This is a genomic window from Gordonia sp. 852002-51296_SCH5728562-b (genome assembly GCF_001665475.1).
Taxonomy (GTDB): domain Bacteria; phylum Actinomycetota; class Actinomycetes; order Mycobacteriales; family Mycobacteriaceae; genus Gordonia; species Gordonia sputi.
This window is the reverse complement of record NZ_LZMI01000049.1, coordinates 1-11,979: the sequence shown is the minus strand read 5'-3', so window position 1 is coordinate 11,979 and position 11,979 is coordinate 1. Positions and strand designations below refer to the sequence as shown.

The following is an 11,979-nucleotide window of genomic DNA, read 5'->3' as shown; positions in this document are numbered from 1 at the left end:
GTGACAATGATGAACGCTGCCGTTCGCCCGCGGGCGAGCATGATGGCCCTTGCCGGGTTCTCCGTGGCGAGTGCCGCGGTGATCGGGGCCGTCCCGTCGATGAGCCAGGCAGCCACGTATGCCGCCGCCACGCCCACCGCTGTGACGCAGGACGCTGCTGTAGCGGCCACCGCAGCCCTGGCGGCACCACTCGCCGCAACATTTTCTGCCGCAACACCTTCCGCTGCCGACACCGACCCGCTGGCGATCTACCAGCAGGTGCTCACCAAGGCACAGGCTGCCATCGAGAAGCTGAAGAAGTCGGCGTCGAAGACCGAGTACCCGATCCTCAACCAGCTCCTGGCGAACCAGACCGCGCTGGTCAACGGCATCATCAACGGTGCTGTCGCCGGAGAGTGGAAAGCGGGCAAGGCAGCCGACTTCTCGCCGATCTGGACCCAGATCCAGGCCGCACTCGACGGCCTGGACTCCGCGGGCATCGAAGCCAACGTCACCGCGGCACTCTCCGATCAGCTCCCCAAGCTGCTCGAAGCCGTCTCGACGTCGCTCTCGTCCGGCGACGTCGAAGGCGCGATGAACAACCTGCTGCTCGCCGTGGTCACGCCGGTGTACTCCGTGATCAAGCCGACCAAGGCAGGCGGCGTGGTCCCGACGCTCGTCAAGCTGCTCAACGTTCCGCTGAACGCCGGCCTCATCGCTGCGGGTGCGATCCCGAACGCCGACCTCGCCGCCGCCATCTCGACACCGATCAGCAACGCCATCAAGGTGAACAACGTGATCGGCTCCGACTTCGCCTACATCGGGATGGGGATCATCAGCCCGGTCGCAGGCGGGATCGGCGGCTTCGGTCGCGGCGTGCAGAACGTGATCGACGCCCTGGGCACCAACGATCTCGAAGGCGCGCTGACCGCACTCGTCCAGGCGCCTGCCATCACGCTCGACGGCTTCCTGAACGGCGGCTACGGACCGAGCGTCGGCGGACTAGTGGGCGTCGGCGGACTGCGTGTCGTCAGCGGCGGCTTGCTCGGAGGCGCGCTGCAGCTCATCGGAAAGGACGCCGACGGCAACCGCGCCACCATCATTCCGGGCACCGGCTGGGTGCTTCAGCGCCTTCAGTCGGACATCATCAAGGCCATCACGCCGGTGCCGCCGAAGACCGTGAGCGTCGACATGGCGACGCTGGTCGCGGCCCAGACCGACTCGACCGTGACTGCTTCCGACGCGGCTACCACTGCTTCCGATGCGGCTACGACTGCTTCCGATGCGGCTGCGCCGACGACAACGGTCGCAGATGACACAGAGGCACCCGCCCAGCCTTCCGGCGGCGATACGTCGGGCAGCGTCGAATCATCGGGCACCGCAGATGATTCGAAGTCCGCCACCGACTCGACGTCGAGCAGCACGGGTTCGAGCACCGCGGGCTCGAGCACTAAGGGATCGAGCAGCAAGGGATCGAGCACTGCGAGTTCGAAGGGAACCGGCTCGGCTACCGACGCTGACGCGGCAGACACAAAGAAGTCTGCGGACTCTGCAGCGTCGAAGTCCGGAGCGGACTCGGCAGGAAGCTCAGCGTCGAAGTCCGGAGCGGACTCGGCAGGAAGCTCAGCGTCGAGCGACAACTGATCGACACCCCTCACGACGCCTCGGCGCCCGCGGACACGTTCTCCGCAGGCGTCGGGGCGTTTTTGTGCGTCGTGTTCCGCTTCACAAGCTGAGTCACGCGGCTACCGGCTTGCGCGCATCCCGTCATTTTGCAGTGCGAACGAGGCACCCTCGACGACGGCGCGTCGGGTGGTGGCGGCGCGCTGCAATCGGGTCGCTCGGGGGCGGACGAGGTTCTGGTGCCGCCACTGACAAGGAGTGACCATGAAGAACGCTGTCGTTCGCCCGAGGGTGGGCGCGTTGGCCCTCACGGGAATGTCCATCGCGAGTGCCGCAGTGATCGCAGCCGTCCCGGCGATGAGTCAGGCCGCAACGGTGGCCGCAACCGAGGGGGCAGCGTCGACGACGCAGCTCGTCGCGGACACCGCAACCGTCGGCGCACATGCGGTGACCACCCTGGCCGCCGACGCCGACCCGACGCAGATCTACGCGGACGCCATCCAGCGCGCACTCACGAGCATCAAAGCGCTGCAGGCCAATTCGCCCGATAAAGCACTCCCGATTCTGAGTCAGGTGTTGGAGAACCAGCTCAATCTCGTCAAGGGCGTCGCCGACGGCGCTGTGAACGGCGAGTGGAAGTCGGGCACCAGCCCCGATTTCGCTGCGCTGTGGAAGCAGGCGTCCGAGGCCGCGAGCGGCGTCGGTCCGGGGCTGTCCGGCGCGGTCAAGGACGTTGCCGAAGCACTGCGCAACGACGTTCCGCAGTTGCTCGCCGCCGCCACGGCTGCCCTGAAGGCGGGCGACATCGAGTCGGCGATGAACAACATCCTGTTGGTCGCCGGCGCGCCGATCTACGCGGCAATCAATCCGTCCACCGGATCAGTGATGCCCGCACTGATGAAGATCCTCGACGTGCCGCTCGACGCCGGTCTGGCGCTTGCCGGAGCGATCCCGAACGATCGAATCAGCGCTGCGCTGTCGGAGCCGTTCGCTGCGGGTAAGCGCCTGGTCTATCAGGTACCGGACGTCGTACTCTTCGCCGGAATGGGCATCATCAGTCCGCTGGCCGGTGGCCTCGGGGCGGTCGGGAATGCTGTCCAGACCGTGGTCGACGGCGCCGAAGCCGGTGACATCGGGCAGGTCGCGACCGCGCTGATGCAAGCGCCGGGCGTCATGCTCGACGGCCTCCTCAATGGCGGCTATGGCCCGAGCGTCGGCAACATCATCGGTCTCGGCGACTTCCCGGTCATCAATGGTGGCCTACTGCATCCCGCGCTCGACAGCAGCTTCGACGAGGACGGTCAGCTCAACATCCTCCTGCCGGGCACGCTCGGCGCACTGCAGCACATCGTGACGTCAATCGCGACTGCGCTCGCTCCGCTACCTCCGAAGACGTCGTACACCGTCGATGCGTCGCCGGTCGCGAGCGCGCCGATCGTCAGGGCCGCGACGCCGGTAGCCGCCGAAGCCCAGGGCGCAACGGCCGCAACGGATCTCGCGACGACTACCACCTCGCCGGAAACCACAGACTCCGGTTCGTCCGACGCCGGTGCGGTCACGCCGAGCGAGAGCGTGACGGGGTCGGGTGGCACGGAGGATGGCGTAACGGGGTCGGGCGGCGCCTCTGCACCTGCCACCGTCGGCGACGACGCGACCGGAGCGACCGGAGCGACCGGAGCGACCGACAACTCCCCCGCAGCCGACCCCGGCACGACAATCGGCGCCGACACTGCCGGCACGGGTTCTGCCAGCACGGGTTCTGCGGGCAACGGTTCTGCGGGCACGGGCTCTGCGGGCGCCGGCACCGGAGGAGCTTCGAGCTCCGACGCCACCGCCTCGGCGGACTCCGACGCCACGTCCTCACCGTCGTCGTCACAGGCATCGAGCAGCAACGCGTCGAGCGCGTCATCGACGAGCGGTTCCGCCTCGAAGTAGCAGCTCCACGAACAACGCGGCGCCCACGACCACCTCGGTCGTGGGCGTCGCTGTGTTCTGCCGGCCGGGCACGGCTTGAAGTGCCGACTCCAGCTTCCGGCAACCCGGACATCTGGGCGCCTCCGAGGTGAGCTACATTGTTGTTTGTACTTGCAAGTAACTTAGCTCACAGGGGAGGTGCAGCAGCGGTGGTGTCACACACCCTGACGGCGCGCGACCGACTCCTCGGATCACTGGGCGCATTCGTCTCGTCGCCGACCGACCATTCGATAGCGCTCGTCGGCGAACCGGGAACCGGGCGCACCGCGCTGCTCGCCGCGGCCGAACGTATGGCGTCGGACGCCGGATACCGACTCGCACGACTGAACACGCGCGCAGGCTCCGAGTCGGTTCTATCCGAACTGGCAGCCCACCTCCGCGAATCCGCCACCTCCGAGCACCATTCGGGCATCGCCACGGACGACAACGCCAACGATCTGCGACAGACGTTGCTCAGCCTTGCTCGCCTGCCGCGATCCCACTCGCTTCTCATCGGACTCGACGACGCCGATCGGCTCGACGACGATGCCGCACAAACACTCTCGTACCTGAGTCGACGGCTGACCGGCAGCAGCGTCAAGCTCGTCACCACCTGCGTGCCCGGCGTCGCGGGTCTTCCCAGCCATGCGGTCGACGTCGCGCTCGCGGTCCATCCGCTCGACGCAGCGGCGTCTGATCACTTTCTGCGCCTGCACTTTCCGAGTCTCGATTCCGATGATCGTCGTCGAATCGTGCGTCGCGGAGACGGCCGTCCTCGCGAACTGGTCCGCGCGGGCTATCTCGCCATCGCGTCGACCGAGGCCCCACCATCGACGAGCGACCACACCTCACTCGGGCTCGACCACGACGACGTCGCAGATCTCCTACAGCGATCCGCTGCTCAGGCCCTTCGCCATGGCGACTCCCATACGGCGGCACACACATTCCGCCTCAGCGCCGCACACACCACAGAGCCGTCTGCCAAGGCTCGACGACTCGCCGCGGCGTCGGCTCTGGTATCCGCGGTGAGCGCCGATATCCCCACGGCCAGCGCACTTCTCGACGAAGCGGTGAGCATCGACGCCACGGCGACACGCTCACTCGAGGCGGTCGTCGCGCGCTCGTATCTGTCTGCAAAGGCCCCGGAGTCGATCCGCGAAGCGCAACGGACTTTTGCACGAGCGATTCGCGCACATCCTTCGGAACCGGGCGATCGTATTCTCGACGATGCGCTCTGGTCGCACTACCAACTCTGCCATCTCGACGACCGGCCGGAGCACTGGTCAGAATTCGCGTCTCTGGTGGAACAACACGACACGATCGCACCGGAGTGGGCACTCATTGCGGCGCAGACACTTTCGCCCGATCGCGCGTCCCATGAGTACCTCGACGCCAGACTTGACCGACTGATCGACACCCTGCAGCACTCAGCCGATTCCGCGGACGTGGTGCGCAGCGCGTTTGTCGCGACCTCCCGCAGCAGCAGCTATTGGTGGCGGGCCGCATTGCATCGGGTGTGGACCGACCCACGCACGTCGGTCACCTCCTCGGCTTGTGCCGCATGGATGCTCGGCTCCCACTATCTGGGCGCGGGACGCTGGGACGAGGCGCAGCGGACTCTCGACGGCGGCATGGCTCTCTGCCGGGAGTCGGGCCTGCAACTCTACGCGCTGGCCTATCTGGTCAGAGCACGAAAACTGTTGTCCGCGTATCGCGGAGAGCGCGTCCCGTCCACCTCACTCTCGGCGCCCCAATGGATTTCCAAGGGCGTGGGCGTCACACGACACGACAGCCACCTCCAGGCCGTCACGGCTCTCGGTGCGGGTAATCCGCGAACCGCACTCCGCGTCTTCCGCGCCTCCAAAGACGGACCTGCCGACGTCATCACCCGCGGCGACCGCGCCATCATCGACCTTGCCGAAGCCGCCGCTGAATGCGAATCGCCGTCGGCAACAGCGTCGGTGGCACGGGCGCTCGCCGACGTCGGCTTCGGACCCGACGTCCGGCTCGCATTCCTGCGTGCAGGTTCGTACGCGATCGTCACCGACGATGTCGAGGCGTATCGCTCTGCGATCGCAACGCCCGGCGCCGACCGATGGCCGTTCGACGTGGCGCGAGTGCGCTTGCATTTCGGGCGTCGGTTGCGCATGAACGGCCTCGGTCGCGCCGCGAGAGAGGAACTCTACCAAGCTCTCTCGACGTTCACCGTGCTCGGCGCCGACCACTGGTCTGCTCGAACCGCCGATGAACTACGGTTGCTCGGCGAGTCGGTCACCACCTTCACGCCGCCACGTCGATCCCCACAGATTTCCGCCACGGCACATCGCATCGCCGAGATGGCCGCCTCGGGGATGTCCAACCGTGCCATCGCATCTCGGATGGGTATCGCGCCGAGTACGGTGGGCAGTCATCTCTCGCACGTATACCGGACCGTCGGAGTGAGATCCCGTACGGCGCTACGTGACTGCGCGCTCTTCACCTGACCTGTCGGCCGCGCGACCACCGGGCACTGATCTCGGGACTGCGAGCACGTCGCGCAGCTCCACTCGCGACGTCACTCCCAACTTGGCGTAGATCCGATACAGATGATTGCCAACGGTGCGATGCGAGATGTCGAGTCGTTCCGCGACGGCCTTGTTGGTCAGGCCCGACGCCGCCATGTCTGCGATACGTCGTTCATAGGCGGTCAGTTCCGAGTCTGCCGCCGTGACGTTGCGAGTCGGTGCTGTGGCGTCGAGCTCCGCCTCGGCGCGCGCGGCCCACGGCGTGGCGCCGAGGTCGACGAACGTCGAGAGTGCCGCTCGCAGTTGGGTCCTGGCCGCGACGAGCTCCTGCTTGCGTCGCAGTTCCATGCCGTAGGTGTACTGGATACGCGCATACTCGTACACCCACTGGTCGGCGCCCGGCACTGCCAGCGCCTCCTCGAACAAGGCGTCCGAGTCGTCCGGACTGATCACTGCCCGGCATGCCAGCGCAATCATGTTCAGCCGCGGTGAGATTCGGTCGAGCCGGGCTTCTTCGATGGCTGCGACATGCGCTCGCGCATCGTCGCCTCGACCGGTGCGTGTCGCCGATCGGACCAGATCCAATGCGATCATTCCCGACATCGAGACGTACGGTCCGAGCTGACCCACCGGACTGACCGCCGTCGCGTGGATGTACACCGAACCCACATCTCCGCGCCCACCGGCGACCATCGTCCACAGATGTTCGGCGAACCGGACGAGCACGAAGGCACGCCGCGGTAGAGCCCACGCACGCATGCGCGCCGCGAGTTGCTCCACCACGTCGACCTCACCACGAACCGCGGCCACCATGCCGAGTAGATAGTCGGCGAGCCAGCCGAGGTGATCGTGGCCGTCGACGTCGCAGACCACCTTGGCCCGCTGAGCCAATTCTGTTGTTGTCGACCATCTCCCACGGTGGAACGCTTCCTGAGCCAGCTGCAGCATCGCCCACACCGCCGCGATCGACGGCCTGCTCGCTACGTCGCGGCGGGTGTCTACGCCGTCGATCAGTTCATCGAGTACCACACGACACTCATCGATCCGGTCGAATGTCGCAGCCATCTCGGCGATCTCACCGATCCACAGCGGAGAATGGTCGACCGACAACCCGGTGATCAGCGCGTCCAGAGTTGTCTGCTGGACGACCGACAACGTCGACGGCCCCTTCCAGAGTGCCGCCACAAGTCCCAGTGCCGACGACGCTTCGGGCGCCACCTCGTCGACGATCCGCCGATACCCCTCCCACAACTCCGCACGCCCACCGAGCCAACACAACTCGCGCAACGCCTCGACGGCTTCGACGACCACCGGATCGTCGGGGTCGTGCGGCGCAGTGCGTTCGAACGCATCCATCAGCATCCGATAGGCAGTGTCGACGTCGCCATTGTCGTCGATGACGATGACCGCCGACGCGGCGAGTGCGTCGGTGATCGAGTTCTCGAAATGTCGCTGCCCTGTCTGCATTCCGACGAACATCTCCCGCGCTGCGTCACGATCGACGCGTGCGGCAACCTGCGTTGCACGGGCCAGTCGTCGGTGACGCTCCCGGGGATCACCACTGAGCTCGACGGCCCGCCGGAGCCGGGCCAGCCCCGAACGCCACTCGCCTGTGCACAGATCGGCCTCCGCGGCCACTTCGAGTTGAGCTGCCAGCGCGTCGTCGAATGTGGTTCTTCCCGTTGACATATCGGGTGTGATCCCAGCCGAGCACTGCGGAACTCGCGCGAGTGATCGATACGCCGACGATCGCTCGTCATCGGTTGCCGCACTCATCAGCGCCGATCCGATGAGCGCTGGGGTGAAGCGGATTCGTGGGGGATCTGCCGACGGTGACTCGCCGTCGACGACGCTCAGTTCGATGAGTCCCGCCGTGATCGCCGGGGCGACGACGTCGGAACATGTGCGACTGCCGAGCGTCGCGAGGAGATCCGCGACCGGAGTGTCGGGAGCCAGCGCGTGCATCAACAGCAGGCGTCGTGTCGCGGCCGGAAGGTCGGGAATCTCGGGAACCAGCCTGTCGCGCAACACAGTTGACATCGGAAGTACCGGCGGCAACGACGCCGAGCCGTCGATCTGGTCGTAGCGTAGTTCGGTGGGCAGCGCACGCAGTGCGAGCGGATTGCCTTCGGCGGGTGCCAGGACACGGCGCCGCACGTCGAGCGCCATACTCGGATGGTTCAGAGGTAGCAGCGTCGACGCGGCGTCGCCATCGAGCGGCCCGACGTCGATGATCGTGCTCGGGCCGAACCCGCACCGCATGTGCGTCGGAGCGGTTGCCACGATGGCGACACGTGGCAACCGCGCGATCACGAGCGCCTCGAGCACCGCCGCCGAGCTCTGATCCGCATGATGGAGATCGTCGACGACGATGACGACCGGTGCGCGAGTGGACATCTCGTCAACCAGGGAGACGGCCGCGCCCGCCAACGCTGCGGGCGTTGGTGTTTCTCCGGCGTCGAGTCCGAGAGCGAGACGTAGCGTCGAGACATGCTGCGACGCAACATGTGCCGGATCATCGACGAGATGCAGCAGCAGCACCTGCAGAAGCGCATTGGGGAGGGACTGCTCGAAGGCGACCGCACGTCCGAGCAACACCGACGCTCCGGCTTTGCCTGCACCATCTGCGACGGCAGTCACCAGCGCCGTCTTGCCGACGCCCGGTTCGCCGCGCACCAGCAAGACTCCGGTGCCACCTGCGAACACGGAGTCGATGACATCGGCGAGTTCACGTTGCTCACGTTCGCGGCCGAGCAACGTGCCGCGACGCACTGGCCCAGAGGGCTCTGCGCGGTCGTCGGAACGCTCCGCGACACATTCGGCCGACACCCGATCATCTCCCGTGGGCAACACTGCCCGTAACGAACTCAACAGACGAGAGCGGACCGGACAGGCACTCCCCGCAGAGCGCCCGACCGCTGGTCACGATTTTATCGTCAGGCCGCTGCACCGGCGTCGGCGGGCGTGGAATCTGTGGACGTGGAGTCTTTGGACGCCGAGTCGGCGGACGTGCCGTCTGCCGGTGCGGGATCCGTGGGTGTCGCTTCTGCGGACACGGGGCCTGTCGACGGCTCGGACCCTTCGGCGCTCGGCGTCGGATCGGATTGTGTTCCGGTTCCCGGGTTCTCGACGCCGCTGGGTGCGGGATTCGTCGTCGCCTCGTGCTGTGGCGGGGTGGTTGGGGTCGAATCAGCGCTCGGCGTCGACGGCGTACCAGGAGCGTCGACATCATCGCGGTCGACGTCCGGTGTCGCGTGGGTCGAGGATGCACCGGAACTCGCGGCGACGGAGTCTTGCTCAGCAGCAGAATCCGCTACGACAGGGGCGTCGAGGGTCGCTTCGTCCGGGGCGTTCACAGCCTTGGGCGTCACGGCGCGCGAGGTGGATTGCGGCGGGGCGATCGCGTAGGAGATCGTCTGCGCGATGAGTTGCAGCGCAGGGATCGTGCCGGGCATCTTGATGCCGTCGTCGGAGATCTCGGCATGTCCGAGCAGCCCTCCGGTGGTGATGGACACTCCCGGGAGGTCGAGGCCGATAAAGCCCGCGACGTTCGGTTCGTAGCCCCCGTTGAGCACCCCGTCGACCACGATGGCGGGGGCTTTGAGGAGTGCGGTCACGGTCGCGTCCAGATCGCCTGTCGACAGGCCGTCGACGATCCCCTGGATCGCGGCACCAAGTCCGCCGTACGCACCGACCGCCGGGCCGATCAGTGCGAGGCTACCGAGCAACACGAGGTTGGATCCCTGCGTGTTGATCACATTGACCAGGTTCTGCATCGGAACAGTGATGATGTTGGTAATCGATTGCAGCAGTTCGGGAGTCGTGAGCAGACCGCTTCCGCTGATGATCGGCACGATGGCCGCGAGGAAGACACTGTTCAACGCGCCCTGAATGTTCCCCTCCCGCAACGCTGTACTCGCCTCGCCCAGATATCGCGGAAGCTGCGTCTGCAGTGCCGCAACGATTCCCTCGCCCGCGTTCCCGAGTGCACCACCGAGATTCGACAGCGCCGTCGTCTGGTTACGGACGACCTGGGTGAGGATCGGAGTGAGTCCCTGCTGATCGAAGGTGCCACCTATCTGGGTGATGTTGTCGATGACGCTGTTGATCACCTGCTCGTAGAACTCCGCGGCGCCTCCGCTGACCGCGGTGGGCGCGGTGGGCGCTGCCTGTGCGCTGAGGGCGGCGCGGTCGGCCGCGACCACCGCCGCCGCGGCGTGCGCAGACGGTGCTGTTGCGATCGCGACGGCACTGGCCACTGCGCCTGCCGCCACGATTCCCGCGCCGATTCGATTCCGTGTGTGAGAGCGACTCATGACGTCCATGTGCGTGACTTCTCCTAGACCCTGGATTCGAACGGCTGTGGATTCGAACGGCTGTGGATTCGAACGGCTGTGGATTCGAGCGGTGTCGGCTCGACCTGTCGAACGGATGCCGACGACACTCATCGCAGAAGTCTCAGCGAACTCTCAGGCAACGTCGGGCGAATGGCGAAAGCTGTGGCAAAACTACTCAGCTTGGACGTGTGACCAGTGGCGTCTCGATGGGTACTCGACCCAGGTCAGGTGCGGGCCACGCGGATCCGTGACACGTCGAATTCGACGAATCCGGCCACTACCGCCTGTCACAGACTGTTCTCAGGGATACTTGAACGATGCATGAGGGGACCCCCGATCGTGTGACTCCGTCGCCACTCATTACCCGTGCGCGTCCAGCGTTCTTCCTACTGGCGCGTCCGACGGGATCGGCTGACACTCTGCCCGCGTCGATCGGCGAGCCGGACGTGTTCTACTCCGAGGCACAGGCGCTCGATGCACTCGACATCCACTTCGCCTGGTGTGCCGCCCGTTTCGACGCCCACGTCGTCGACAATGCGCAGTGGTACCTGCAGAGCGCGATGGTCGGGCCACGCATCGCCACCGCGCTCGGCGAGGTCTACCTCGCGGCCGACACCGAGACCGGCGAGGTCCACGCCGCCGCAGGCGCATTCCTCACCGAGAGCGAGGTGGTGCACTGGGCGCCGTTCGTCGACGCGGTGGCACCACGCATCCCGAACAGCCGCATCTCGAGCGCCGGCATTCCCGACGGACCCACGCCCAAGGGAGGTCCTGGCCGACTCCGACTCGCCTACCGCGGCGACGCCGAGGTCTCGTTCTCCCAGGTCTGGTTCGCTCCGATGGATTCGACACGCGTGTACCCCAAACGCATCCACATCGGCGACGACGCTCTCTGAGTTTCACACCCGCACCGACGCCAAGCTCTCGGCAGCCGTTCGGCCGAATGACTCGGTGTCGCATCGCGGCTTCTCGCTGCGATAGTCGGTCAGAGGCCCGCGCTTCGTCCGATTGAGTCATGATCGCGTGTTCACGTCACCGTCGGATCGAGTACCCATCGGGTCCAGTCATCGAGAGGAACGGTCATGTGCATCGATCTACCCGAGACCAGACGACAACGGACACGGCTCGCGAACGCGTGCGTACTCGGTTCTGCCGCAATCGCGTTGGCACTGACAGCGACCGGATGTGGCACGCACCAAAATGCATCCGCGACGCCCACCACGCCATCGGTGGTCATCACGTCGACCGTCACCGCATCTGCGACCGCCCCCGGCACCGAATCTCGCACCGCCCCCGGCAACACGGACCAGACCGACGTCGACTCTGCCGCGCCAGTGAACACCGTAACGGCATCAGCGAACCCGAAAGCACTATCGGGCGCTGGCGCTTTCACCGGGGCGTGGGAGGGTCACACGCGGGACATGAACCTCAAGGCCGACGGCACCGGCGACATGTCGGTATCGATCGGTGTCGCCGACGGCGAGAAGTGGGGGGGGGGGGGGGGGGGGGGGGGGGGGCGGGGGGGGGGCGGGGGGGGCGGGGGGGGGGGGGGGGGGGGGGGGGGGGGGGGGGGGGGGGGGGGG

6 protein-coding genes are annotated in these 11,979 nt (G+C 66.6%); 4 read left to right on the top strand and 2 right to left on the bottom strand.

What is annotated here, in order from left to right:
* Positions 1-9: 9 nt before the first annotated feature.
* The 3 genes from A5766_RS08670 to A5766_RS08660 all read left to right on the top strand — a co-directional run bounded on the left by A5766_RS08670 (position 10) and on the right by A5766_RS08660 (position 6,038).
* On the top strand, positions 10-1,623 hold the full coding sequence (locus tag A5766_RS08670) for a hypothetical protein (protein ID WP_156527413.1): 1,614 nt from the start codon (positions 10-12) through the stop codon (positions 1,621-1,623).
* Positions 1,624-1,866: 243 nt separating this feature from the next.
* Complete coding sequence (locus A5766_RS08665; protein ID WP_064904264.1) at positions 1,867-3,537, top strand: hypothetical protein; 1,671 nt, start codon at positions 1,867-1,869, stop codon at positions 3,535-3,537.
* Between the two features lie 191 nt (positions 3,538-3,728).
* Positions 3,729-6,038: a helix-turn-helix transcriptional regulator gene (locus A5766_RS08660; RefSeq protein WP_231894585.1), complete on the top strand. Its 2,310-nt coding sequence runs from the start codon at positions 3,729-3,731 to the stop codon at positions 6,036-6,038.
* Here A5766_RS08660 and A5766_RS08655 read toward each other — a convergent pair.
* Together A5766_RS08655 and A5766_RS08650 are read right to left on the bottom strand one after the other, a co-directional pair.
* Entirely contained in the window at positions 6,012-8,888 is a 2,877-nt protein-coding gene (locus tag A5766_RS08655) for an AAA family ATPase (protein ID WP_005208324.1), read from the bottom strand. The genes A5766_RS08660 and A5766_RS08655 overlap by 27 nt on opposite strands.
* A 107-nt stretch (positions 8,889-8,995) precedes the next feature.
* Positions 8,996-10,375 (bottom strand): hypothetical protein, encoded by a 1,380-nt coding sequence (locus A5766_RS08650; RefSeq protein WP_141630943.1) that lies wholly within the window; start codon positions 10,373-10,375, stop codon positions 8,996-8,998.
* 338 nt (positions 10,376-10,713) lie between these two features.
* Here A5766_RS08650 and A5766_RS08645 point away from each other — a divergent pair, with 338 nt between their 5' ends.
* On the top strand, positions 10,714-11,292 hold the full coding sequence (locus A5766_RS08645) for a hypothetical protein (RefSeq protein WP_005208322.1): 579 nt from the start codon (positions 10,714-10,716) through the stop codon (positions 11,290-11,292).
* Positions 11,293-11,979 lie beyond the last annotated feature (687 nt).

Bases quoted from the DNA above. Each gene is read 5' to 3' on its own strand.
- A5766_RS08670 (WP_156527413.1), top strand. From the start codon at position 10: ATGAACGCTGCCGTTCGCCCGCGGGCGAGCATGATGGCCCTTGCCGGG.
- A5766_RS08665 (WP_064904264.1), top strand. From the start codon at position 1,867: ATGAAGAACGCTGTCGTTCGCCCGAGGGTGGGCGCGTTGGCCCTCACG.
- A5766_RS08650 (WP_141630943.1), bottom strand. From the start codon at position 10,375: ATGAGTCGCTCTCACACACGGAATCGAATCGGCGCGGGAATCGTGGCG.
- A5766_RS08645 (WP_005208322.1), top strand. From the start codon at position 10,714: ATGCATGAGGGGACCCCCGATCGTGTGACTCCGTCGCCACTCATTACC.